The organism is Roseovarius sp. PS-C2, from assembly GCF_018862045.1.
In the GTDB taxonomy this organism is placed as follows: domain Bacteria; phylum Pseudomonadota; class Alphaproteobacteria; order Rhodobacterales; family Rhodobacteraceae; genus Roseovarius.
Genome location: NZ_JAHKSQ010000004.1, coordinates 240257 through 263159, shown reverse-complemented (window position 1 = coordinate 263159; position 22903 = coordinate 240257). Strand labels below are relative to the sequence as shown.

The following is a 22903-nucleotide window of genomic DNA, read 5'->3' as shown; positions in this document are numbered from 1 at the left end:
TGCGGGGAATTTTGCATCCATGATGGACGCAAAGGCGCCATCGCGCGCCCTGCTTGTCCTGAGTTAACCCTTGCATCACATGCTGGCCCTGTTTCCCGAACACGAGGCCCGCATGCCCATCGAACTCCCTGTCAGCCGGTTCCGCACCGGTTTCAGCACCTGCCTGACCCACCACCTTGTCACGGGTGAGCGCATCGTCCTCACCCGCCATGGGCACGAGGTGGCCGCATTGGTCAGCCTGAAGGATTTGCGCGCACTGGAAACCGTGGAGCGCGCCCGCGAAGACTTTCTCGAACAGCGCCATGCCGAGCGGATGCGCGAGTTCCGGATGTTGAAGGAGGGGTTGCTGTGATCGGGGCCGCGCGCACGGTCCGGCCCCGATGAGAGGGGGCTTTGCCCCCCGGCCTGCGGCCTCCCCCCAGGATATTTCCGGCAAGAAGAAATGACGGTTTGAACGTTTTTCCGGTCAAACTGGCTGCGCGGGACGGGCGGGCGCGGGGGTCTCATTCCTCTTCTTCTTGCTCAAAATATCCCGGGGGGTTGGGGGCAGAGCCCCCAATACAAACGCAAAGCGCGCGCCCAGAGGGCGCGCACCGTTTTCGGAAAACCCGTCGAGGGTCAGTCGAGGCCGACGCAGTTGGCGTAATAGGTCACGGTTGCGGGCCAGTCGCTGAACACGCCGGCGACGCCGGCCTCTTCGTGCAGGGCGCGCAGGATGTTGAAGTAATCCGCGTCGCTGTCGGTGACTTCGGCGACCGACTGGAAATACCAGCCCCCGCCCGAGGTCAGCGGGCCGGAGCGTTCCAGCGTCCAAGCGATCAGGGTCAGCCCGGCCTCGCGCGCGGCTTTGGCATAGGCGGAGGCGGCGTAATCGCCGTCTTTCGGTGTCACCAGCATGTTCAGCGACGGTGCGAGGTAATTCACGCCCTGCGCCTTGAGCGCGGCGAAATCCTGTTTCCATGTTTCGGGGTCCTGTTCGTCGAACCCGTCATGCCATTCGACGAGATAGACCGCCTGTTTGCCGAATTCGGGCTCGGCCTCGATCCAGTAGAGCACATCGTCGAGGTTGAAAGATTGCGCCCAGACGTCCGAGGCGGGGATTCCTGCGGCCTTGTAGTCGTCGATCAGTTTCTGGGCGTAGTCCTGTTGTGTGAACCCGTCATGGGGCATTTCTACCGCCGGGCTTTTCAGTTCCGGTGTGAATTTTGCGCCGAGCGATTTGAACAGGTCGATCGATTCCGCATGGGTCATCAGCGTGCCGCCCTGCGTGGCGTACAGATCGGTGCGCCAGTTTGCGGTGCCGTTCATGTAGTCATCGGCCGTGGTGGCGGTTTTGTCGGCGGCGTCCATCTTGCCCGTCAGGCTGCGGTATTCGGCCAGCGTGATTTCCGAGGTGCGGCATTCGGCCTGTGCCGGGGTATCGCCATTGGCGGGCGTGAAGGGAGTCACGCAGGTGTCGGCCAGCTCGCTGCCGAGGATGTCGGTGGTGGTGTGCAGGTCGTTCTGGGCGTGGCGGCAGACCAGTTCGTGATCCTTGGTGAAGGTCACGTCGCATTCCAGGATGCCCGCCCCCATCCGTGCGGCGGCGCGGTTGGATTCGACGGTATGTTCGGGGAACATCAGCGGCGCGCCGCGGTGGCCGATGGAAAAATCGCTGCGTTCGGGGGTTTGCCCGAGGCAGGCGGCCAGTCGGGTTTTCAGCGGGCCATCGGCCATGCGGTCGATCAGGTAAGCCGGGCGGGGGCCATAGCCCAGTTGTTCGGCGGCGGTGGCGGGGATCGCGGCGGCCAGCGTGAGGGCCAGCGCGGCGGGGGTCAGGATGCGCATATTGGTCTCCGGGTTGGATTGCATGCGCGCACGTAACCGGCGGGGCTCAAAACTCCTGTGACGGTTTTTCAAATCTTCTGTGACAGCGGCGGCGCGGCAGGAATGCGACATGCGGGCGGGTCGTTTTCCGCAAAGCCGCGGGCGTTCGGGCGGGGCAGCCTGAGCGGCAGGGGAGGACGTGCATGATGGACATGCGGTATCATGACATTCGCAAGATCGACCCGAGCCGCGGCGCGCGCCTTGGGGACAATACCCCCAACGATGCCGACCGGATCGAGATAGGCCCGACGCAACTGGCGTTTTCGGAGTGGGCGCAGGTGGGGCTGGACTTGCCCGACCTACAGGAGATGCGCCGGTATCGCTGGCAGCGGCTGACCGATCATGTGGTGGCGCGGGGCTATGGCGGGCTGTTGATGTTCGACCCGCTCAATATCCGCTATGCCACCGACAGCACCAACATGCAGTTGTGGAACTTGCACAACCCGTTTCGTGCGGTGTTGCTGTGTGCCGACGGGCATATGGTGATGTGGGATTACAGGAACGCGCCGTTCCTGAGCGGGTTCAATCCGCATGTGGCCGAGGTGCGCTCGGGCGCTGATCTGTTTTATTTCGACCGGGGCGACAAGGTGGATGTGGCCGCCGATGCGTTTGCCAATGCGGTGCGTATCCTGCTGGAAGAGCATGCTCCGGGGCATCGGCACTTGGCGGTGGACAAGGTGATGGTGCACGGGCTGCGCGCGCTGGAGGCGCAGGGGTTGGTGGTGATGGAGGGCGAGGAGGTCACCGAGAAGGCCCGCGCCGTCAAATGCGCCGACGAGATCCGCGCGATGCGCTGTGCGATGCATGCCTGCGAGAAATCGGTGGCCGAGATGGAACGGTTCGCCCGTGGGCGGGTGCCGGGGGGCGGCGTCAGCGAGGACGACATCTGGGCGGTGCTGCACGCCGAGAACATCCGGCGCGGCGGTGAGTGGATCGAAACCCGGCTTTTGGCCAGCGGGCCGCGCACTAACCCGTGGTTTCAGGAATGCGGGCCGCGCATCGTGCAGGATAACGAGATCGTGGCGTTCGATACCGATCTGGTGGGCAGTTACGGAATTTGCTGCGATATCAGCCGGACGTGGTGGATCGGCGATGCGGCCCCGCGCCCGGACATGGTGTATGCGATGCGCCACGCGCATGAGCATATCATGACCAACATGGAGATGTTGAAACCCGGCGTGAGCGTGCCGGAACTGACGGCGGGCACTCATGTTCTGGACGCGAAGTTCCAGGCCCTGAAATACGGCTGTCTGATGCATGGGGTCGGGTTGTGCGACGAGTGGCCCCTGGTGGCCTATCCCGATCAGGCGGTCGACGGGGCGTTCGAATATGTGCTGCAACCCGGCATGGTGCTGTGTGTCGAGGCCCTGGTGGGGGAAGAGGGGGGCGATTTCTCGATCAAGCTGGAGGATCAGGTGCTGATCACCGAGGACGGGTACGAGAACCTGACCAGCTATCCGTTCGATGCGCGGCTGATGGGCGAGGGCTGAGCCCCCGCCCCTTGCGATGCGTCATTGTCCGCCGCCCGAGCGGCGCACGTTGCCGTGCCAGTCTTCGAACGGGGGAGGTGTGGTGGACGGGTCCGCCCCGGTCTGCGCCGGCCCCTCTGCGAGGCTGACAAGCGCGACGATCACCAGAGCAGCGGTGGTCAGCATCCACCACAGGCCAGCCGGAATTCGGTGCAGATCGCTGCGCCGGGAAAAGGTTTCATGTGCCATGTCGCTCTCCATCTCTTGCGATAGGGGGAAGCTAGGCGTGACCGGTTAATAATGAAAACGAATTATTAACATGCAATACATCACAGATTTATATTGAACTTGAAACAGCCCTCATGACCGGGTCTCGGGCGGGTCCGCCCCCATATCCTTGTCCGCATCGAAGAGGCAGACACGATTGCGCCCCTCGGCCTTGGCGCGGTAGAGCGCGCGGTCGGCGGCGTGAATGGCGCGTTCGATCCCTGCCGGATCGCCGAGCCCGGCCACCCCGAAACTGGCGGTGACCTGCAATGGCGTCCCTTCGACCACGATGGGGCGTTCGCGCACCCGGTTGCACAGGCGGTTGGCCGCGATACGGCCATCGGCGGTTTTCGTGTCCGGCAGCAGGATCACGAATTCCTCGCCGCCGAAGCGGGCGACGATATCGCCGGTGCGGCAATTGTCCATCAGGGCCGCCACGAATTGTTGCAGGGCCGTATCGCCCGCCTGATGGCCGAACCTGTCATTGATCGCCTTGAAATGGTCGATATCGACGACGATCAGCGCCATCGGCCCGCGCAACAGCCGCGCGACGCGGGAATGGAAATTGCTGCGGGTATGGGCACCGGTGAGGGGATCGAAGCTGAGCGCGTGACGCAGGCGGCGATTGAGATCGTGCACGTCGCGCATGCGTGAGCCGACGAAATAGGCCACCGGCGCCGACAGCATCCCCGCGATGAGCGCGCTGGAAATCAGGGTTTCGCGCAGTATCCGCGTTGGCGTCACCATGTAATTCAACAGCACCGAACCGCACACCATCGCCACGACCACCACCGCAGTGAACAGCCTGACATCGTTGCGGGTTGCAAGGCGCAGTTGCATACCGGTTCCCATTGCTCCTGTCGGGAAAGGATTGCAGCGCTTCGTTAACAAAGCCTCTGGCCCGGCCTGCCTGTTTCCGTGCAATTCACCGCAAATTCGCGCGTTTCATGACCATCACCTTGGCGTTACGGCACCGTGTCTTCTCTGGAAAGCGCGGGCGCAGTTGCCTACCCTTTGAGGGTGACCCGGCTGCGAAAGGAAGTCCCATGCCCACCGAACGCTTTACCTTTACCGGCCATGATGGCGACACCCTGTCGGCGCGGCTGGATTTGCCGGAGGGGCCGCATCTGGCCACGGCGCTGTTTGCGCATTGTTTCACCTGTTCCAAGGACATCCCCGCCGCACGGCGCATCGCGGCACGGCTGGCGGGGGCGGGTATTGCCGTGCTGCGGTTCGATTTCACCGGGCTGGGCCATTCGGAAGGCGAGTTCGCCAACACCACCTTCGTGTCCAATGTGGACGATCTGGTGCTGGCCGCGCAGGCGCTGGAGACGCGCGACATGGCGCCGAAGCTGTTGATCGGGCATTCCCTGGGCGGGGCGGCGATGCTGGCGGCGGCGCGCAGGATCGAAAGCGCGCGTGCGGTGGTGACCATCGGCGCACCCTACGACCCCGAGCATGTGACGCATAATTTCGACGACGCGCTGAGCCGGATCAGGGACGAGGGGCGCGCCGAGGTCACTCTGGGCGGGCATACCGTGACCATCGGGCGGCGTTTCGTCGAAAGCGTGGCCGCCGAAAACCTGACGGACGAAATCAAATCCCTGCACCGGGCGCTGCTGATCCTGCATGCGCCGCGCGACTCCATCGTGGGCATCGACAACGCCGCCCAAATCTTTCGCGCGGCGAAACATCCCAAGAGCTTTGTCACGCTGGCCGATGCCGACCACCTGATCAGCAAACCCGGCGATGCGGAATATGCCGCCGGGGTCATCGCCGCATGGGCCACGCGGTATCTGGAACTGCGCCCCCCTGCCCCGCCGCCCGGCGCGCCCGAGGGTATCGTGCGCGTCAGCGAGGCCGATACCGAGGGGTTCCTGCAGGATATCAACGCGGGGCCGAAGCATCACATGCTGGCCGACGAGCCGCAGGCCTATGGCGGCACCGACAGGGGCATGTCGCCCTACGGGTTCCTGTCGGCAGGGCTGGGGGCCTGCACCTCGATGACGATCCGCATGTATGCCCGGCGCAAGGGCTGGCCTCTGGATCATGTCAGCGTAGATGTGAGCCATGACAAGGTGCACGCGCAGGACGCTGCCGCGCAGGGCAATGCCAAGGCCGACCGCTTCAGGCGGGTGATCCGGCTGGAGGGCGATCTGGATGACGATCAGCGCGCGAAGCTGCTGGAGATCGCCGACAAATGCCCGGTGCATCGCACGCTGGAGCGCAGCGCCGAGGTGGAGACGGAGCTGGAGTGACGTAGAGGGGCCGGCATTCAGCGGACCGCGACATTGACCATACTCCCCCGGATCGCCTGCGATCCGGTTCGCGCCCGACCCCGCCCCCCAGGGCGGGCGCGAATTGCTTCACCGTTTCAAAAGCATCTGACATTTGTCTTTTGACGCAACGCCAGCGAAGACGTCAGCGCGCCCACCCTCGGGGTCGGGCGCGAACCTGCCGTTGCCACTTTTGGCCTGGGTCGCAAATGTCGCGCGTGGGCGGTTACGGCTTGGGGTGGTCGTCGTATTCGTCGCTGAGGATGCGGCGGGCGTCGCCCTCGGGGTCGTCATACTGGTTGGATTTCACCGTATAGACGAAAAACACCAGCCCGATCCCCCCCAGAAACAGGGAAATCGGGATCAGGTAGGCAAGGATGGTCATGGGGTCACCTCAGGCGCAGGGCGTTGAGCGACACCGTAATCGAACTGGCCGACATGGCCAAGGCCGCGATCAGCGGCGTGGCCAGCCCCGCCACCGCCAGCGGCACGGCGATCACGTTGTAGATCGTGGCGATGCGGAAGTTTTCGCGGATGCGGCGGGTAGCGGCGCGCGCCGTGGTGCAGGCCGAGGCGATGGGCGTCAGATCGCCGCCCAGAAGAACGATATCCGAGGCCACCCGCGCCGCATCGAGCGCCGACGCGGGCGAGATCGAGACATGGGCCGCCGCCAGCGCGGCGGTGTCGTTGAGCCCGTCGCCCACCATCAGCACCTTTGCGCCATGTTCGGCGAGGGCCTGAATGCGGCTGGATTTATCCGCCGGCAGGGCCTCGGCCAGCCAGCGCTCGATCCCGAGCCGATCGGCCAGCGCCTCGACCGCCTGCGTCGTGTCGCCGGACATGAGGTAGACGGTTTTGCCCGCGTCCCTGAGCGCCTGAACGGCCTCGGCCGCGCCATCGCGGAGGCGGTCGGCAAAGGTGAAAGGCACGGGCACGCCAGTGCCCCGGCTGAGGAAGGTGGCGGTCTCGGTCCGGCCCTCCGCGCCGGTCCAGCTTGCGCGGCCAAGGCGCACCTCCTGCCCGTTGAGTGAGCCCCTGGTGCCGTATCCCGGCACCTCGGTCACGTCGCTGACATGGGCGGGGGCGAACCCGGCCTCGCGGGCGGCGCGGGTGATGGCCTGCGCCAGCGGGTGCGACGAGCCCTGCGCCAGCGCCAGCGCCAGTTCCACGTCGCGGCGCGGCAGGTCTGCAAGGTTGGTCAGTTCGGGCGTGCCTGCGGTCAGCGTGCCGGTCTTGTCGAAGACCACGGTATCGACCTGCGCCAGACGCTCCAGCGCGGTTTCGTGCTTGATCAGCATGCCCTTGCGGAACAGCCGCCCGCTGGCGGCCGTGGTCACGGCGGGCACGGCGAGGCCGAGCGCACAGGGGCAGGTGATAATCAGCACGGCGGCGGCGATATTAAGCGCGGTGCGCACGTCGAACGTGTAGAGATACCAGCCGACGAAGGCGAGCGCCGAGAGGATATGCACGCCGGGCGCATAGAGCTTCGCGGCCTTGTCGGCCAGCGAGGTATAGCGCGAGCGCCCGGATTCGGCGATGGCCACCAGATCGGCCATCCGGTGCAGCGAGGTATCGGCCCCGACGGCGGTAGCGCGGATGGTGAGGGGCCCAGTCAGGTTGACCTCGCCTGCTGAGACGCCCTGCCCTTCGCTGGCGAAAACCGGCAGGGTTTCACCCGTCAGCAGGGAGCGGTCGATTTCCGAGGTGCCCTGGGTGATTTCCCCGTCCACCGGCATGCGCCCGCCGGGGCGCACCAGGATCAGGTCGCCCACGGAGAGTTGCGCCACATTGACGGTTTCCTCCTCGCCCGTATCGGTCAGGCGGGTGGCGCGGGGCACTTCGAGCGCGGTCAGTTCCTCGGCGGCGGAGCGGGCAATGGCGCGCGTGCGGTGATCGAGGTAGCGGCCCGCCAGCAGGAAGAAGGTGAGCGCAAGTGCGGCGTCGAAATAGGCGTGTTCGCCCGAAAGCGAGGTTTCCCAGAGCGAGGTGACCACGGCCAGCAGGATGGCCAGCGTGATCGGCACGTCCATATTGAGTTGCCTGTTCGACAGCGCCGCCCAGGCGTTGCGGAAAAACGGCTGACCGGAAAAGGCGATGGTCGGCAGGGCGATGGCCGCCGAAATCCAGTGGAACAGGTCGCGCGTGGCGTCCGCCGCGCCGGACCAGACCGACACGGACAGCAGCATCACGTTCATGCTGGCGAACCCCGCAACCGCCAGACGCATCAGCAGGTCGCGCCCGGCGCGGTCGGTGGCGGTGGCGCTCAGGGTGCCGGGATCGAGCTCGTGCGCCTCGTATCCCAGACCTTCGACCAGCTCTTTCATCTCGCTCGCGGTGACCTCCGGCCCGGCCTCGATGCTGGCGCGTTTCAGGGTCAGGTTCACGCGGGCGGATTTGACCTGCGGGTGGGCCTCCAGCGCCTTTTCGATCTTGGTGATGCAGGCCGAGCAGTGGATCGTCGGCAGCGACAGGGCGATCTGGGCCGGGTCGTGGGGCTGCATGTCGGCCAGTTGCTCTGCCGCGGGGGCGGCGGCGCAGGCCGGGCAGGCCGAAGGGGTTGGGCGCATGGAGGCTGTCATTGGCCTTAATCCTTGATCAGTACGACCCGCTGCTGGAACTCGGTGCCGTCAAAGGCGATGGCGGTCATGCGGATGTTCCAGTTGCCGTCGCCAAGCGGCACATCGGCCACATAGGCCGATCCGTCGAACTGGAAATCGGGGGCCACGTCATCGGCCACATGGGTGGCACGCCCGACGGTGGCATCCAGCATCTTGACCGCGACCGGCTGTCCGGTGTCGTCGGTGATCGACAGGGTCAGGCGGCCATCGTGGTGATGCGCCTCGACCGTCCAGCCCAGCGATTCCTGCGCGGCCTTGCGCTCGTTGAAGGTCTGGCTGGCCACGTAGGAATTGGCCACTTCGAGTCCCGGAAAGGTCTTGATCGCCGAGTAGGCCAGCAGGAGATTGACCGCGATGATGATCCCGAAGGCCGCGGTAAAGCCGAACAGCACATGCTTGCCGGTGATCTTGCGTTCCGTCATCAGTTTTCCCTGCCGTTAAAGATCGTGTCCTGATAGGCGCGTTCGCCGTTCGATGTATCCTCGACCCACAGGCGCACCTCGGTACGTTCGGAATGGGCCGGTTCGGAACTGGGGGGCGCCATCAGGTAGACGCGTTGCAGCATGGTCGAGTCCGCAGGCACCGTCACGGCCCCGTAAGGCGTACCCTCAAGCTGAATGCGGATTGCGGGATCGCCGCTGACGGTCATGCGGAACGGGCGGTCTTCGCCATGTTTGTTGCGCAGGCGCACCTCATAGACGTTGCGGATGGTGCCATCCGACATCGTCACGAAGGTGGGGTTGCGCACCGGGGCCACCGTCATGTCGATGTCGGGCCGGATGAACAGGGCGAACAGCAGGCCGAAGCCCACCAGCGACCACAAAGCGGTATAGAGGATCGTGCGCGGGCGCAGGATGTGCCTGATGATCGGCTTGGGCGCGTTCCCGGCGCGTTCGTTCTGTTCGTCGGTCAGCGCCATGTAGTCGATCAGGCCACGCGGCTTGCCGATCTTTTCCATGATGTCGTCGCAGGCGTCGATGCACAGCGCGCAGGTGATGCATTCAAGCTGCTGACCGTCGCGGATGTCGATGCCCACGGGGCAGACGTTGACGCAGGCCATGCAGTCGATGCAGTCGCCCTGCGTTTCCCCGGCCTTGACCTCGTCGGAATTCTTGCGCGGCTCCCCGCGCCATTCGCGATAGCCGACAACCAAGGTGTCCTCGTCCATCATGGCGGCCTGAATCCGGGGCCACGGGCAGGCGTAGATGCAGATCTGTTCGCGGGCAAACCCGCCGAAAAAGAAGGTCGTGCCGGTCAGAACGGCGATGGTGGTATAGGCAACCGGGTGCGCATTGAGGGTGAAGAGATCGACCAGAAGCGTCGGCGCATCGGTAAAGTAGAACACCCAAGCCCCGCCGGTGGCCACCGCGATCAGCAGCCAGGCGATCCATTTGGTCATGCGCAGGCGGGCCTTGCGGAAATCCAGCTTCTTCTGGCGGTGCAGGCGCAGGCGCGCGTTGCGGTCGCCTTCGACCCAGCGTTCGACGAGGATGAACAGATCGGTCCAGACGGTTTGCGGGCAGGCATAGCCGCACCACACCCGGCCAAGCGCCGAGGTGAACAGGAACAGCCCCAGCCCCGCCATGACCAGCAACCCGGCAATGAAATAGAATTCATGCGGCCAGATCTCGATCCAGAAGAAGAAGAACCGGCGGTTCGCCAGATCGACCAGAACCGCCTGATCGGGCAGGTTCGGCCCCCTGTCCCAGCGAAGCCACGGCGTCAGGTAATAGACACCGAGGGTGAAGATCATGATCAGCCATTTCAGGTTGCGGAACTTGCCGTACACCTTCTTGGGAAAGACAGGTTCCCTGGCGGCGTACAGGCTGGGGGCGTCTGGTTGGGTGTCGGACAACGGAATCACTCCGGGATGCGCGTTATAGTACCAGTGTCTTGTTTCAGGTGGCGGGCGGTCCAGCCTTGACCTGCATCAAATTCTGATTCTCAAAGTGATCTATTTCATCCCGGTTGCAAGCGCGGCCTGCCGCCGCAGCCACGCGGCAAAGGCGCGCGCATTGGGCCGCAGGGGGCCGGGGCGGGTCACGATATAGTAGCCTGCCTCGCCTTCGTCGCGAAAAAGCTCCAGCAGGCGGCCCGCCGCGATATCCTGGCACACCCAGTCATGAACGGTCACAGCCACGCCATAGCCGTTGCGCAGCCCGTCCAGCAACAGGTTTCCGGGCACCTGCGTCAACCCGCCCTCGCGGTCCTTGCAGACACCGCGTTTGCGCAGCCAGTCGCTGGCTTCGTTGGTGCCGTATTCCTGAAGCCACGGCAGGCCGATCAGGTCCGCCGGTTCGCTGACCTGCCTGTCGCGCACCAGATCGGGCGCGGCGACGGCCACGATGGGAGAGCGGAACAGCAGGTGCGCGTCGAGCCCCGGCCAGTGGCCGGTGCCATAGCGGATCGCGATATCCAGACCGCCGGGTTCCAGTCGGGTGACCTGCGGCGTGGGGTCGATCATGATGTCGATGTCGGGATGCGCCTGTCGGAAGTCCGACAGGCGGGGCATCAGCCAATGGGCGGCGAAACTGGGGGTCGTGGTGATTTGCAGCGGGCGGTCGGCATCGGCCCCGGTGAGGGACTCAACGGTGCGGGCGATGCTGCCGAACCCGGCGCTGAGCGCGTCTGCCAGATCGCGCCCCTCGCGCGTGAGCGACAGTTCGCGGCCCGACCTGTCCACCAGCGCGACGCCCATATGTGCCTCCAGCGCCTTGATCTGCTGACTGATCGCGGCATGGCTGACATTGAGCGCCTCCCCCGCCGCGCTGGCCGATCCGGTGTCGGCCAGGGCCGCAAACGCCCGCAGGGCGGTCAGCGGTGGCATGGCGAGCCAGCTTATCATGTTAGGTCACCTTACAGGTTTGAATTGTTCCTGAGTCGCAGGACGGAGATCGTAACGGCATATTAAAGGCAGAAACAGCAATTGGAAAGGAAACGCCATGCTGAGTGTCTTTGCAAAATCTTTCATGACCGCCACCCGCACTGATGATCGTGACCGCTGGGATCCCCCGGCGCATTGGGCTCAAGGCGAGCGGTTCGACAACCGCCGCGATGCCGAGATCGAGGCCCATACCGTGGCCCGCCGCCGCGATTGAACACGACACGACGCTGCGCGGACTGCGGCACAGCGTTGACATGGGGTGCGATTTTCGGAAAAAAGAACGGCACCGGTCTTCCAGGAAACGCGCGAACAGGACGGAAGAGCCGGTGCCGAAACCCGCAGACGGCATGCCGCCTGCGGGTATTCTTTATGCGGGGCGGGCGATCATTCGCCACCACCCAGCTGGTGAACGTAAGTGGCCACGGCGCGAATCTCGGCCTCGGACAGATCGGCCCCGCCCATCGGGGGCATCACGCCGAAACGCGAGTTGGTCACCGTTTCCATGAGCGTTTCGTAATCCCCGCCATAGAGCCAGATCGCGTCGGTCAGGTTGGGCGCACCCTGATAGATGTCGCCGGTGCCGTCATCGCCGTGACAGGCCGCGCACTGATCGAGGAACACGGTCTCGCCCTCGGTCACCAGAGACGCATCCTGCGGCTCGTAGGTGGGCGACAGGGACATGACGTAGTTCACGACCTGCTCGATCTGCTCGGGCTCCAGCAATTCGCCGAAGGCGGGCATTTCCGAGTAGCGCGCGTCGGCGTCATCCTCGTTCCGGATGCCGTGGGACACGGTGTAATGGATGTCGTCCATCGTGCCGCCCCAAAGCCATGCGTCGTCCTGCAGGTTGGGATAGCCCTTGGCGCCGGCCGCCCCCGAGCCGTGGCACTGGGCGCAGAAGGTCTTGAACACGGCGGCCCCTGCCGAACGGGCATAGCCCGCCAGTTCGGGATCGTCCGCGATCGAGGCCAGCTCCACCGAGGCGAGCTTGTCGTTGATCTCGGCATTGGCGGCTTCGGCCTCGGCCAGTTCCTGCGCCACGTTGGCGCGGGTGGACCAGCCCTTGTAGCCTTCGGTCGCGCCCGAGATCATCGGCCACGCCGGATAGGCGATGGTGTACCAGATGGCCCAGACGATGGTGGCGTAGAACACCCACAGCCACCAGCGCGGAAGGGGATTGTTATACTCTTCGATCCCGTCCCATTCGTGGCCGGTCGTTTCGACCTCTTGTTTCTTCTTGGGTTGCTTAGCCATGTCGTTCACGCCTCCTTGGCGTTGCCCTCGCCCTTGCGGGCGGGTTTGTCTTCGTGCCGGAAGGGGATGCCCGAGGGATCTTCGTAGGTCTTGGTGGAGCCGGGCCGGAAGACCCAGATCACCACACCGACGAAGAACGCGAAGAGGAACAACAGCATCCAGCTATCGGCAAATTCGCGGAGAAGGGAATAGGTTTCCATGACAATCCTCCCTTACCGGCTGGCCACGGGCGTGAAGGTCGAGAAATCGACCAGCGTGCCCAGCATTTGCAGATAGGCAACCAGCGCATCCATCTCGGAAATCCCCGGCTGACGGTCGAAGTTGCGCACGTTGACGTTGTCGCCATAGCGCTCCATCAGGCCGTCGTAATCGCCGAACGGATCGGTCTGCACCAGGAAGTCGGCCTGTGCGTTCTCGATCATCTCGTCGGTATAGGGCACACCGACAAGCGCGTGGGTGCTGAGAAGATCGCCGACATGCTCCGGCTCGATCAGCCGGTCTTCGAGATAGCCGTATTTCGGCATCACCGATTCCGGCACCACGCTTTGCGGATCGCGCAGGTGATCGACATGCCACTCGTCCGAGTAGCGGCCGCCGACGCGGGCCAGGTCGGGCCCGGTCCGCTTGGAGCCCCACTGGAACGGATGGTCGTACTGCGATTCAGCCGCAAGGCTGTAATGGCCGTAGCGTTCGACCTCGTCCCGCATGGGGCGGATCATCTGGCTGTGGCAGACATAGCAGCCTTCGCGCACATAGATGTCCCGGCCCGTCAGTTCCAGCGGGGTGTAGGGGCGCATGCCCTCTACGTCCTCGATGGTGTTTTCCAGCCAGAACAGCGGTGCGATCTGTACGATGCCGCCGATGGTGACCACCAGGAAGGCAAAGATCGTGAGAAGCGTGATGTTCTTCTCGAGGATCTTGTGTTTGTCGAGAATTGCCATTGGTCGGTCCCTTTCTTATTCGGCCGGGACAACGGAGTTGGTGGCTTCGACAGCCGGGCTCCGTTTGACGGTCATGAACAGGTTGTAGCACATGATGATTGCGCCGGTGATATACAGGACCCCACCCAGACCACGCACCACATACATCGGGAACTTGGCGGCAACGGTATCGGCAAAGGCGTTGACGAGGAAGCCGTTGGCGTCCACTTCGCGCCACATCAGGCCCTCCATGATGCCGGTCACCCACATGGATGCGGCGTAGAGGATGATGCCGATGGTGGCGAGCCAGAAGTGCCAGCTGACCATCGAGAGCGAGTACAGGCGTTCACGGTTCCACAGGCGCGGCACCAGGAAGTAGAGCGCGCCGAAGGTGATCATGCCGTTCCAGCCCAAGGCGCCCGAGTGCACGTGGCCGATGGTCCAGTCGGTGTAGTGCGACAGCGAGTTCACCGCACGGATCGACATCATCGGACCCTCGAAGGTGGACATGCCGTAGAAGCCGACCGAGATCACCATCATACGGATGATCGGATCGGTGCGCAGCTTGTCCCATGCGCCCGACAGCGTCATCAGGCCGTTGATCATGCCGCCCCAGGAGGGCATCCACAGCACGATCGAGAACACCATGCCCAGCGTCGAGGCCCAGTCAGGCAGCGCCGTGTAGTGCAGGTGGTGCGGACCGGCCCAGATGTAGATGAAGATCAGCGCCCAGAAGTGGATGATCGACAGCTTGTAGGAATAGACCGGGCGTTCGGCCTGCTTGGGCACGAAGTAATACATCATGCCGAGGAACCCGGCGGTCAGGAAGAAGCCCACGGCGTTGTGGCCGTACCACCATTGCGTCATGGCGTCCTGCACCCCCGAGAAGACCTGAACCGATTTCGACCCGAAGATCGAGACCGGGATGCTCAGGTTGTTCACGATATGCAGCATCGCCACGGTGATGATGAAGGACAGGTAGAACCAGTTGGCGACGTAGATGTGACGCTCTTTGCGCTTGACGATGGTGCCGAGGAACACGGCCAGGTACGCCACCCAGACGATGGTCAGCCACCAGTCGACATACCATTCCGGTTCGGCGTATTCTTTCGACTGCGTCGCGCCCAGCACATAGCCGGTGGCGGCCAGAACGATCATGAGCTGATAGCCCCAGAAGACGAACCAGGCCAGGTTGCCGCCCCAGAGCCGCGCGGCGCTGGTGCGCTGCACGACGTAGAACGACGTGGCGATCAGGGCGTTGCCGCCAAAGGCGAAAATCACCGCCGAGGTGTGAAGGGGACGCAAGCGCCCGAAATTCATGTAACCCTGCGCCCAGTCGAAATTGAGCTGCGGAAAGGCGAGCTGAAAGGCGATGAACGTCCCGGCCAGAAAGCCGACGACGCCCCAAAGCGCGGTGGCGATCACGCCGGCGCGCACTACGCCGTCCATGTATTGCCCGGAAAGATCCACGTTCGGAACGGGTTCGTCGGTCTTGCGAAGCGTCCAGATGAAAAGGCCCATCGCAGCCAGCGCGACTGTCAGCGCGTTGACCAGATAGGCCAGATCGCGCGCGTAATTCGCAGCGATCAGCGCCAAAAGCGCGATCACTCCAAGCACGATCAGCTTGAAATAGTTCGTCATTTTGCGTCCCTTCGTCTTTATCCGCGCGATTCGAACTTGTCGCACGGGCGCGTTTAGACTGATGCGTTAATGATAAGATACAGCAGAAAACGCCTTGATCTGCATCAAGACCCGATGTCGCATTTGTTGATGCGTATCAAAGAACAACGATCAGTATCGCCCCTATTCTAACCAGAGACCTTAGCCTTGAGGAAACCGCGAAATGACTTACAACAGCCTGTTTTCCGTTATCACGGATGAAAACCTGGCCGAGGGCGTGTTGAATCACGCCATGGAAATGGCCAAAGCCCATGACGCCCATCTGGACGTGCTGTGCCTCGGTGTCGATCGCAGCCAGACGGGGTATTACTATGCCGGGGCAAGCGCGGTCGTGTTGCAGGAGACGATCACCCGCGCCCATGAAGAATCGGAGGCCATCGAAAAGCGCGTCGCCAAAATGCTGGACGGGTCCGGCCTGCGCTGGGCCTCGGAAACCGGGGTGGCGCAACTGGCCGACCTGGGCCGGCACGTGGCCTCGCGGGCGCGGTTCTCGGACCTCGTCGTTCTGGCACAGCCCTATGGCGACGGGCATGGCGCCGAATTGGAGCCGGTCACCGAATCAGCCCTGTTCGAAGCCCACACGCCTGCCCTGATCGTGCCCGACAACGCCAAACCGGCCCCAGCGCCCCAGCGTATCATGATCGGCTGGAACGAAAGCCCCGAGGCGCTGATCGCCGTGCGGGCCGCCTTGCCGATGCTCATACAGGCCGATGTCGCGCATGTGGTGGTGATCGACCCGCCGACACACGGGCCGAACCGGTCGGACCCCGGCGGGATGCTGTCGCAATATCTGGCGCGCCATGACGTCAAGGTCGAGATCGACGTGCTGTCCAAGACCCTGCCGCGCGTGTCGGACGTGATGATGCGCCATGCCGCGGACATGGATGCCGACATGGTGGTGATGGGGGCCTATGGGCACTCGCGCTTCCGCGAGGCGGTGTTCGGCGGCGCGACCCGTTACATGCTGGAACAGGCGAAACTGCCGGTGTTCATGGCGCATTGAGCCGCAGACCGGACCATTGCAAGGCGCGCCCCGATTCGGGCGCGCCTTTTTTATTCTGCTTGATTCCGTGAGGCCGCGATGACGACAGGGACGGCCAGGCGAAGGGCTCAGGCCAGCAAGCCGCCGTCGCTGTCGTCCCCCGCCTCGTCCAGCAGGCGGTTGAAATCGGGGATGGTGACGTGGCGCTTGCCTTCCAGAACGATCACGCCGTCCTTTTTCAGCGCCGAAATCTGGCGGCTGACCGTTTCCAGCGTCAGCCCCAGGTAATCGGCCATCGCTTCGCGCGTCAGGGGCAGGTCGAACACCATCGGCCCTTCCCGGCCCACCATGTGCAGCGCGGCGTCGCGCCGTCCGATGATCGACAGCAGGCTGGCGATCTTTTCCCGCGCGGTCTTGCGCCCCAGGACCAGCATCCATTCGCGCGCCGCGTCCAGTTCATCGAGGGTCATTTCCAGCAGCCGCTGCGCGATATGCGGCGTGCGGTTCATCATATCCTCGAACGGCTGCTTGCGGAAACAGCACATCACCAGATCGGTGGTCGCCACCACGTCATAGGCGGCGGTGCGCCGACCGGGACGGCCGACGAAATCGCTGGGCAGCAGAAGGCCGACCATCTGGGTGCGCCCGTCTTCCATCGTCTGGGTCAGGGTGGCGATCCCGGACACGACCGAGCCCACGAAATCCATCTTGTCCCCGGCCCATGTGACCGTCTGACCGGCCTCGAAATTGCGGTAATATTTGATCTGGTCCAGTTGTTCCAGTTCATCCGCCTCGCATCGCGCACAGACCGCGCGATGCCGAATCGGGCACTCGCCGCAATCGCGGGCTATGTCGTATGTATCTTCGTTGAGCATGGCAGGATCACTTTGGGGGGAGGATTGATCTGAATCAAGGCTTGCTGTCGGCGCGTACCTTAACGCAGTCGTCATGGTTACGAAAGCACAACTCGCCGCACTGGGGCTGTTTGACGCGAAGGTTCCGCGTTACACCAGCTATCCGACGGCCCCGCATTTCGGGCGCGACATCGGCGCCGGGGACTTCACCCGCTGGATCGAGGAGATCCCGCAGGGCGCGAAAGTCTCGCTCTATGTTCACGTCCCTTTCTGCCGTCGGCTGTGCTGGTTCTGCGCCTGCCGCACGCAAGGCACCCAAAGCGACGCGCCGGTGATCGCCTATCTGGAAACGCTCAAGTCCGAACTGGCGATGCTGGGGCAACACCTGCCCGAGGGCGTGCGCCTGTCGCGCCTGCACTGGGGCGGGGGAACGCCCACGCTGTTGCAGCCCGGCATGATGGAAGAACTGGCCGGAGCGATCAAGGACATCGCGCCGTTCACCGACGAAACCGAATTCTCGGTTGAAATCGACCCCAACGAGATCGACGCCGCACGGCTGGATGCGCTGGCGGCGGCGGGGATGAACCGCGCCTCGATCGGGGTGCAGGATTTCAACGAGGAAATCCAGCAGTCGATCGGGCGGCTGCAGGGCTATGACATCACCAAATGGGCCGCCGACGAGATTCGCGCCCGTGGCGTGGCCAGCCTGAACGCCGATATCCTCTATGGCCTGCCGCACCAGACCAGGGAGCGCATCACCGAAAGCGTGCAAAAGCTGTTGTCGCTCAATCCCGACCGGGTCGCGCTTTATGGGTATGCGCATGTTCCGTGGATGGCCAAGCGGCAGCAATTGCTGCCCTCCGATGCCCTGCCCACCCCCGAGGAACGGCTGGACCTGTTCGATACCGCGCGGCGACTGTTCATGTGGGACAATTACGCCGAGATCGGCATCGACCACTTCGCCACCCAGACCGACGGGCTGACCGTGGCGCAAAAATCCGGCCAGCTACGCCGCAATTTCCAGGGCTATACCGATGACACCGCCGAGGTGCTGATCGGTGTGGGCGCGTCCTCGATCTCGAAATTCCCGCAAGGCTATGCGCAGAACGCCCCGGCCACCGGAGCGCATACCGCCGCCATCCGCGACGGCCGGTTCTCCACCACGCGCGGCCATGCCTTCAGCGACGAAGACCGCCTGCGCAGCCGGATGATCGAGCAGTTGATGTGCGAATTCCGCATCGACAGCGCCGAGATGTGCGCGACCTTCGGCATCACGCCGCAGGCTGTGCGCAAGATGCTGGACGACAGCGCGGCGCAGTTCCCCGGCCTGTTGCAGGTGGACGAGGGCGGCATGTTCGTCCCGCACGAGGCCCGCCCGCTCACGCGCATGATCGCCCGCAGCTTTGACGCCTACGAACTCAGCACGGCGGGCCACAGCTCGGCCATCTAGGGCCGATGCAAATGCGCATCGCCAGTTTCAATGTTCAGAACCTGCGCCTGCGGGGCGGGCATCTGGGCGGCGCACGCGACGATGACACGCCCGAAGCCGACAATCCTGCACTGGACTGGCAGGACCGCGCCCTGACCGCGCAGGTGATCGCCGATTTGCGCGCCGATGTGGTGATCCTGCAAGAGGTCTTCGACCGCGCCACGCTGGATCATTTCCATGACCGTTTCCTGATCCCCGCCGGGGTGCCCCCCTATCCGCACCGCGCCTGCCTGCCGGGCAATGACGGGCGCGGTCTGGACCTGGCGCTGCTCAGCCGGATCGCGCCGCTGGAGGTGGCCAGCCATGCCAGCCTGAGGCCCGGCGATCTGGGCCTGCGCCCCCTGCCTGGACAGGGGGCCGATACGCCCGTGTTCCGCCGCGATTGCCTGCGCATCGACCTGCCGGGGCTGACCCTGTTCGCGGTGCATTTCAAGGCCCCCTACCCGGATGCCGACGCCGCCTTTCCCGTCCGCGCGCTCGAAGCACAAGCCACCCGCCGCCTGATCGACCGCCGCTTTGACGCGCCCGCGGGGGCGATGTGGTTGATCCTTGGCGATGTGAACGACCCGTGGCACCCGGCACAGCCCCCCGCCACGGCCCCCATCCTGCCGCCGTTCTCCGTCAACCTGATGGAACGCCTGCCGCGCGGCGAGCGCTGGTCCTATCACGATGCGTGGTCGGGCCAGTACGGACGCCCCGACAAGATGCTGGCCAGCCCGGCGCTGGCGCGCGCCTGCCCCGATGCGATCCCCGAGATCCACCGTCAGGGGATGGGGCTGGAGGCCGCGCGCCACACCGGCACGCACCTGCCGCAGACTGGCCACCACCGCCCCCATGCCAGCGACCACGCGGCGGTTGTCATCGACCTGAAAACTGGCGCGAACGGTTAGCGGCCTGCATACTGTCCCCATTCACGGGAGGACGGAATGCGCCTTTGGCTGGCTGTCACGCTGCTGTTCCTGTCGGTCGCGCCCGCGCGCCCCGACACGGTGCTGACCTGCGCCGGGGGCGACATCACCGTGACCGCCCCCACCGCAGACAGCGCGCAACATGTCTGCGACGTTGCGCGTATCGCCCGCCCGCAATTGCAGGCCTGCCACCTGCCGCAAACCGCCCCGCTGCGGATCACCGTAACCGACACCCTGCCGCCGCAGCATGATCGCTGTCTTGGCCTCTATGACTGCCGCGAGGATGTGATCGGGGTGCTGGACACCGACGCCCTGCGCCAGCGGGTTCCGCCCTCGTCCGCCTTTGCCCGCCTGCCCCCCGACATTCTGCATGACAGCCTGATCGTGCATGAAATGACCCATGCCCTGATCTTTCAGAAACTGGGACAGGACAGCGGCGGCCTGGCTGCGAATGAATACATGGCCTATGCCATGCAGGTCGAATTTCTTCCCGAAGCGATGCGCCAGCGGTTTCTGGCCACCCGGAGCCACACCCAACCCGTCACCGACGATTCCATCAATGACCTGATCCTGAAAATGGCGCCGGATTTCTTTGCCATCTTCGCTTGGCAGCATTTCCGGCAGCCCGATCATGGCTGCGCCCTGTTCGACCGCCTCCTGACCGGATCGGACCCGTTTCAGAAACCGGAGCCCTGACCACGCCCAGTCAGGCCGAAAGGTCCAGCGCAGCCTGTAACAACGTCCTTGCGTATTCGGTCTGCGGGCGTTCGAACACATCCCCGGCGCTGCCGTATTCGACGATATCGCCCTGTTTCATCACCGCCACCCGGTGGCTCATGGCGCGCACCACGGCCAGATCGTGGCTGATGAACAGATAGGCCAGCCCGTATTTCACCTGCAAGCGGCGCAACAGGTCCACGATCTGCACCTGCACCGTCATGTCCAGCGCGCTGGTGGGTTCGTCCAGCACCACCATCTTGGGCCGCAGGATCATGGCGCGGGCAATGGCGATGCGCTGACGCTGCCCGCCGGAAAACTCGTGCGGATAACGATCCATCGTCGCCGGGTTCAGATCGACCTCTTCCATCACCTCGGCGACCAGATCGCGCGCCTTGCGCCCGTCCGGGTTGCCATGCACGCCAAGGCCCTCGGCGATGATCTGTTCGCAGGTCATGCGCGGCGACAGGCTGCCGAACGGGTCCTGAAACACGATCTGCATGTCGGCCCGGCGACGGCGCAGCGCGCGGGTGGACCAGCCATGCACATCCTCACCGTCAAAGGCGATCCCGCCCTCGGACTGGATCAGCCGCATGATCGCCAGCGCCAGCGTCGTCTTGCCCGAGCCGCTTTCGCCCACGATGCCCAGCGTTTCCCCGGCGCGCACGGCGATACTGGCGTCGTTCACCGCCTTCACATGGCCCACGGTCCTGCGCATGAACCCTTTCTGGATCGGGAACCAGACGCGCAGGCCATCGGTTTTCACCAGTTCGCGCGCGCCCGACGGCACCGGCTCGGGCTGCCCCGAGGGGCGCGCGGCCAGAAGCTTGCGGGTATACTCGTGCTGCGGATCGGCGAAAATCCCGGCGGTCGGTCCGGCCTCGACAATGCGGCCATCCTTCATCACGCAGACCTTGTCGGCGATGCGCTGCACCACGTTCAGATCGTGGGTGATGAACAACAGGCCCATCCCCTCCTCGCGCTTCAGCTCGTCCAGAAGCTCGAGGATCTGCGCCTGAATGGTCACGTCCAGCGCCGTGGTGGGTTCGTCCGCGATCAGGATGTCGGGCTTGTTGGCCAATGCCATCGCGATCATCACCCGCTGGCGCTGCCCGCCCGACAACTGGTGCGGATAGGCCGTCAGCCGGCTTTCGGCCTCGCGGATGCCGACGCGCTCCAGCAATTCGACGATCCGCGCGCGCGCCTCTTCGCCGGTCAGGCCTTGATGCAGTTCCAGAGATTCGGTGATCTGCTTTTCCAGCGTGTGCAGCGGGTTGAGCGATGTCATCGGCTCCTGAAAGATGAAGCTGATGTCGTTGCCCCGCACCTGCCGCAGCCGCTTGTCCGGTGCGCCGATCATTTCCTGCCCGTCATAGGTGACGCTGCCCGCCACCTGCGCCGATGGCCCCAGCAGCGATACGGTGCTGAGCGCCGTCACCGACTTGCCCGAGCCGCTTTCCCCCACCAGCGCCACGGTCTCGCCCCGGTCCACGCTGAACGACACGCCATGCACCGCCTGCACGACCTGCCCGTCCTGCCGGAACCCCACCGTCAGGTCCTTGACCGTCAGCACACTCATTCGAAGGTCTTTCTTGGATCAAACGCGTCGCGCACGCCCTCGAAGATGAAGACGAGCAGCGACAGCATGATGGCAAAGGCGAAGAACGCGGTGAAGGCCAGCCACGGGGCCTGAAGGTTCTGCTTGGCCTGAAGCGTCAGTTCGCCAAGGCTGGGCGCGCTCGACGGCAGGCCGAAGCCCAGGAAATCCAGCCCCGCCAGCAGCGAAATCGTGCCGGTGATGACAAAGGGCAGCATGGTCAGCGTCGCCACCATGGCGTTGGGCAGCATGTGGCGGAACATGATCGTCAGATTGCTGACGCCCAGCGCCTTGGCCGCGCGCACATATTCCAGGTTGCGCGCGCGCAAGAACTCGGCGCGCACCACGCCCACCAGGGCCATCCAGCCGAACAGCACCGTGATCGCCACCAGCAACCAGAAACTGCGCGGCAGGATCGCGAACAGGATGATGATCACGTAGATCTGCGGGGTCGAGGCCCAGATCTCGATCACCCGCTGGAACACCAGATCCAGCCAGCCGCCGAAATAGCCCTGGATCGCGCCCGCGAATATCCCGATGAGGCTGGACAGGCCGGTCACGATCAGCGTGAACAGCACCGACAGGCGGAACCCGTAGATCACCCGCGCCAGCACGTCGCGCTTGGTGTCGTCGGTGCCCAGCCAGTTCTGTTCGTTGGGCGGCAGCGGGGCCGCGCCGGGGCGGTCCACCGTCGTGTCGTAGCTATAGGGAATCGGCGGCCAAATCATCCAGCCCGGCGACACCGCCTCGCCTTCGATCATCCCGTCCTCGGCATCCGCAATCACCCCTTCGGGATCGTCGAAACAGACATCCATCCCCCCCGAGGCGATCAGGCACTGCACCTCGATATCGCGATAGATCGCCTCGGTCGCGAAATCGCCGCCGAACTCCGTTTCGGGGTAGAAATTGAAGATCGGCGTGTAATACCCGCCCCGGTACTGCACGAGGATCGGCTTGTCATTGGCCACGAACTCGGCCAGCAGCGTGATCACGAAGATGATCGAAAAGATCACCAGCGACCAGAAGGCACGCCTGTTGCGCTTGAAATTGCGCCAGCGGCGCTGGTTGAGGGGCGACAGCGTCATGCCTTCTCTCCCCCGCTTTCATCTTTCCCGAAATACT

23 protein-coding genes are annotated in these 22903 nt (G+C 64.4%); 8 read left to right on the top strand and 15 right to left on the bottom strand.

Annotated elements, in window-relative coordinates:
- Positions 1 to 79: 79 nt before the first annotated feature.
- On the top strand, positions 80 to 352 hold the full coding sequence (locus tag KPG71_RS09510) for a type II toxin-antitoxin system Phd/YefM family antitoxin (protein ID WP_216337847.1): 273 nt from the start codon (positions 80 to 82) through the stop codon (positions 350 to 352).
- Positions 353 to 618: 266 nt separating this feature from the next.
- Here the strand turns inward: KPG71_RS09510 and KPG71_RS09505 are convergent, their stop codons facing one another.
- Positions 619 to 1827, bottom strand: coding sequence for a glycerophosphodiester phosphodiesterase family protein (locus tag KPG71_RS09505; RefSeq protein ID WP_216337987.1), 1209 nt, complete (start codon positions 1825 to 1827; stop codon positions 619 to 621).
- A gap of 185 nt (positions 1828 to 2012) precedes the next feature.
- On the opposite strand from KPG71_RS09505, the gene dddP reads away from it, so the two are divergent.
- The gene (gene dddP, locus KPG71_RS09500; RefSeq protein WP_216337986.1) at positions 2013 to 3356 is read left to right on the top strand and encodes a dimethylsulfonioproprionate lyase DddP; all 1344 of its coding nucleotides are present in this window, start codon (positions 2013 to 2015) and stop codon (positions 3354 to 3356) included.
- Between the two features lie 21 nt (positions 3357 to 3377).
- On the opposite strand, the gene KPG71_RS09495 is transcribed toward dddP, so the two are convergent.
- Entirely contained in the window at positions 3378 to 3584 is a 207-nt protein-coding gene (locus tag KPG71_RS09495) for a hypothetical protein (protein WP_216337846.1), read from the bottom strand.
- A gap of 111 nt (positions 3585 to 3695) precedes the next feature.
- Positions 3696 to 4442 (bottom strand): GGDEF domain-containing protein, encoded by a 747-nt coding sequence (locus KPG71_RS09490; RefSeq protein WP_216337845.1) that lies wholly within the window; start codon positions 4440 to 4442, stop codon positions 3696 to 3698.
- Positions 4443 to 4648: 206 nt separating this feature from the next.
- Here KPG71_RS09490 and KPG71_RS09485 point away from each other — a divergent pair, with 206 nt between their 5' ends.
- Positions 4649 to 5860, top strand: coding sequence for a bifunctional alpha/beta hydrolase/OsmC family protein (locus tag KPG71_RS09485; protein ID WP_216337844.1), 1212 nt, complete (start codon positions 4649 to 4651; stop codon positions 5858 to 5860).
- 244 nt (positions 5861 to 6104) lie between these two features.
- Here KPG71_RS09485 and ccoS read toward each other — a convergent pair whose 3' ends face one another.
- From ccoS to KPG71_RS09460, 5 genes are all read right to left on the bottom strand, one after another.
- Positions 6105 to 6263: a cbb3-type cytochrome oxidase assembly protein CcoS gene (ccoS, locus tag KPG71_RS09480; RefSeq protein WP_073034589.1), complete on the bottom strand. Its 159-nt coding sequence runs from the start codon at positions 6261 to 6263 to the stop codon at positions 6105 to 6107.
- A 4-nt stretch (positions 6264 to 6267) separates the two neighbouring features.
- Complete coding sequence (locus tag KPG71_RS09475) at positions 6268 to 8457, bottom strand: heavy metal translocating P-type ATPase (RefSeq protein WP_216337843.1); 2190 nt, start codon at positions 8455 to 8457, stop codon at positions 6268 to 6270.
- Between the two features lie 5 nt (positions 8458 to 8462).
- Entirely contained in the window at positions 8463 to 8918 is a 456-nt protein-coding gene (locus KPG71_RS09470) for a FixH family protein (protein ID WP_216337842.1), read from the bottom strand.
- The gene (gene ccoG, locus KPG71_RS09465) at positions 8918 to 10351 is read right to left on the bottom strand and encodes a cytochrome c oxidase accessory protein CcoG (RefSeq protein ID WP_216337841.1); all 1434 of its coding nucleotides are present in this window, start codon (positions 10349 to 10351) and stop codon (positions 8918 to 8920) included. Before ccoG ends, KPG71_RS09470 begins: the two co-directional genes overlap by 1 nt.
- A gap of 99 nt (positions 10352 to 10450) precedes the next feature.
- Positions 10451 to 11338, bottom strand: a complete 888-nt coding sequence (locus KPG71_RS09460; RefSeq protein ID WP_216337985.1) for a LysR family transcriptional regulator — start codon at positions 11336 to 11338, stop codon at positions 10451 to 10453.
- Between the two features lie 127 nt (positions 11339 to 11465).
- On the opposite strand from KPG71_RS09460, the gene KPG71_RS19765 reads away from it, so the two are divergent.
- Entirely contained in the window at positions 11466 to 11594 is a 129-nt protein-coding gene (locus KPG71_RS19765) for a hypothetical protein (protein WP_301182894.1), read from the top strand.
- 170 nt (positions 11595 to 11764) lie between these two features.
- Here KPG71_RS19765 and ccoP read toward each other — a convergent pair whose 3' ends face one another.
- Genes ccoP through ccoN form a run of 4 tightly spaced genes read right to left on the bottom strand, consistent with a single transcriptional unit; the run spans position 11765 to position 15195 of the window.
- Positions 11765 to 12634, bottom strand: coding sequence for a cytochrome-c oxidase, cbb3-type subunit III (gene ccoP / locus KPG71_RS09455; RefSeq protein WP_216337840.1), 870 nt, complete (start codon positions 12632 to 12634; stop codon positions 11765 to 11767).
- A gap of 5 nt (positions 12635 to 12639) precedes the next feature.
- Positions 12640 to 12834: a CcoQ/FixQ family Cbb3-type cytochrome c oxidase assembly chaperone gene (locus tag KPG71_RS09450; RefSeq protein WP_073034582.1), complete on the bottom strand. Its 195-nt coding sequence runs from the start codon at positions 12832 to 12834 to the stop codon at positions 12640 to 12642.
- A 12-nt stretch (positions 12835 to 12846) separates the two neighbouring features.
- A complete protein-coding gene (gene ccoO, locus KPG71_RS09445; RefSeq protein ID WP_216337839.1) occupies positions 12847 to 13575 on the bottom strand; it encodes a cytochrome-c oxidase, cbb3-type subunit II in 729 nt (242 codons plus the stop codon).
- 15 nt (positions 13576 to 13590) lie between these two features.
- Entirely contained in the window at positions 13591 to 15195 is a 1605-nt protein-coding gene (gene ccoN, locus KPG71_RS09440) for a cytochrome-c oxidase, cbb3-type subunit I (protein ID WP_216337838.1), read from the bottom strand.
- Between the two features lie 202 nt (positions 15196 to 15397).
- Between ccoN and KPG71_RS09435 the strand changes: the two genes are divergently transcribed.
- Positions 15398 to 16237: a universal stress protein gene (locus KPG71_RS09435; RefSeq protein ID WP_216337837.1), complete on the top strand. Its 840-nt coding sequence runs from the start codon at positions 15398 to 15400 to the stop codon at positions 16235 to 16237.
- Positions 16238 to 16344: 107 nt separating this feature from the next.
- Here the strand turns inward: KPG71_RS09435 and fnrL are convergent, their stop codons facing one another.
- Positions 16345 to 17091, bottom strand: coding sequence for a transcriptional regulator FnrL (fnrL, locus tag KPG71_RS09430; RefSeq protein WP_216337836.1), 747 nt, complete (start codon positions 17089 to 17091; stop codon positions 16345 to 16347).
- Between the two features lie 73 nt (positions 17092 to 17164).
- Here fnrL and hemN point away from each other — a divergent pair, with 73 nt between their 5' ends.
- From hemN to KPG71_RS09415, 3 genes are read left to right on the top strand one after another with little or no spacing between them, the layout of a single operon-like run.
- Positions 17165 to 18520, top strand: coding sequence for an oxygen-independent coproporphyrinogen III oxidase (gene hemN / locus KPG71_RS09425; protein ID WP_216337835.1), 1356 nt, complete (start codon positions 17165 to 17167; stop codon positions 18518 to 18520).
- An 11-nt stretch (positions 18521 to 18531) separates the two neighbouring features.
- On the top strand, positions 18532 to 19449 hold the full coding sequence (locus KPG71_RS09420) for an endonuclease/exonuclease/phosphatase family protein (RefSeq protein ID WP_216337834.1): 918 nt from the start codon (positions 18532 to 18534) through the stop codon (positions 19447 to 19449).
- Between the two features lie 36 nt (positions 19450 to 19485).
- Positions 19486 to 20163, top strand: a complete 678-nt coding sequence (locus KPG71_RS09415; RefSeq protein ID WP_216337833.1) for a DUF6639 family protein — start codon at positions 19486 to 19488, stop codon at positions 20161 to 20163.
- A gap of 10 nt (positions 20164 to 20173) precedes the next feature.
- On the opposite strand, the gene KPG71_RS09410 is transcribed toward KPG71_RS09415, so the two are convergent.
- Both KPG71_RS09410 and KPG71_RS09405 read right to left on the bottom strand, forming a co-directional pair.
- Entirely contained in the window at positions 20174 to 21763 is a 1590-nt protein-coding gene (locus KPG71_RS09410; protein ID WP_216337832.1) for an ABC transporter ATP-binding protein, read from the bottom strand.
- On the bottom strand, positions 21760 to 22866 hold the full coding sequence (locus KPG71_RS09405) for an ABC transporter permease (protein WP_216337831.1): 1107 nt from the start codon (positions 22864 to 22866) through the stop codon (positions 21760 to 21762). The genes KPG71_RS09410 and KPG71_RS09405 overlap by 4 nt, the downstream gene beginning before the upstream one ends.
- Positions 22867 to 22903: the final 37 nt, after the last annotated feature.

Bases quoted from the DNA above. Each gene is read 5' to 3' on its own strand.
- KPG71_RS09510 (WP_216337847.1), top strand. From the start codon at position 80: ATGCTGGCCCTGTTTCCCGAACACGAGGCCCGCATGCCCATCGAACTC.
- KPG71_RS09505 (WP_216337987.1), bottom strand. From the start codon at position 1,827: ATGCGCATCCTGACCCCCGCCGCGCTGGCCCTCACGCTGGCCGCCGCG.
- dddP (WP_216337986.1), top strand. From the start codon at position 2,013: ATGGACATGCGGTATCATGACATTCGCAAGATCGACCCGAGCCGCGGC.
- KPG71_RS09495 (WP_216337846.1), bottom strand. From the start codon at position 3,584: ATGGCACATGAAACCTTTTCCCGGCGCAGCGATCTGCACCGAATTCCG.
- KPG71_RS09490 (WP_216337845.1), bottom strand. From the start codon at position 4,442: ATGCAACTGCGCCTTGCAACCCGCAACGATGTCAGGCTGTTCACTGCG.
- KPG71_RS09485 (WP_216337844.1), top strand. From the start codon at position 4,649: ATGCCCACCGAACGCTTTACCTTTACCGGCCATGATGGCGACACCCTG.
- ccoS (WP_073034589.1), bottom strand. From the start codon at position 6,263: ATGACCATCCTTGCCTACCTGATCCCGATTTCCCTGTTTCTGGGGGGG.
- KPG71_RS09475 (WP_216337843.1), bottom strand. From the start codon at position 8,457: ATGACAGCCTCCATGCGCCCAACCCCTTCGGCCTGCCCGGCCTGCGCC.
- KPG71_RS09470 (WP_216337842.1), bottom strand. From the start codon at position 8,918: ATGACGGAACGCAAGATCACCGGCAAGCATGTGCTGTTCGGCTTTACC.
- KPG71_RS19765 (WP_301182894.1), top strand. From the start codon at position 11,466: ATGACCGCCACCCGCACTGATGATCGTGACCGCTGGGATCCCCCGGCG.
- ccoP (WP_216337840.1), bottom strand. From the start codon at position 12,634: ATGGCTAAGCAACCCAAGAAGAAACAAGAGGTCGAAACGACCGGCCAC.
- KPG71_RS09450 (WP_073034582.1), bottom strand. From the start codon at position 12,834: ATGGAAACCTATTCCCTTCTCCGCGAATTTGCCGATAGCTGGATGCTG.
- ccoO (WP_216337839.1), bottom strand. From the start codon at position 13,575: ATGGCAATTCTCGACAAACACAAGATCCTCGAGAAGAACATCACGCTT.
- ccoN (WP_216337838.1), bottom strand. From the start codon at position 15,195: ATGACGAACTATTTCAAGCTGATCGTGCTTGGAGTGATCGCGCTTTTG.
- KPG71_RS09435 (WP_216337837.1), top strand. From the start codon at position 15,398: ATGACTTACAACAGCCTGTTTTCCGTTATCACGGATGAAAACCTGGCC.
- fnrL (WP_216337836.1), bottom strand. From the start codon at position 17,091: ATGCTCAACGAAGATACATACGACATAGCCCGCGATTGCGGCGAGTGC.
- hemN (WP_216337835.1), top strand. From the start codon at position 17,165: ATGGTTACGAAAGCACAACTCGCCGCACTGGGGCTGTTTGACGCGAAG.
- KPG71_RS09420 (WP_216337834.1), top strand. From the start codon at position 18,532: ATGCGCATCGCCAGTTTCAATGTTCAGAACCTGCGCCTGCGGGGCGGG.
- KPG71_RS09415 (WP_216337833.1), top strand. From the start codon at position 19,486: ATGCGCCTTTGGCTGGCTGTCACGCTGCTGTTCCTGTCGGTCGCGCCC.
- KPG71_RS09410 (WP_216337832.1), bottom strand. From the start codon at position 21,763: ATGAGTGTGCTGACGGTCAAGGACCTGACGGTGGGGTTCCGGCAGGAC.
- KPG71_RS09405 (WP_216337831.1), bottom strand. From the start codon at position 22,866: ATGACGCTGTCGCCCCTCAACCAGCGCCGCTGGCGCAATTTCAAGCGC.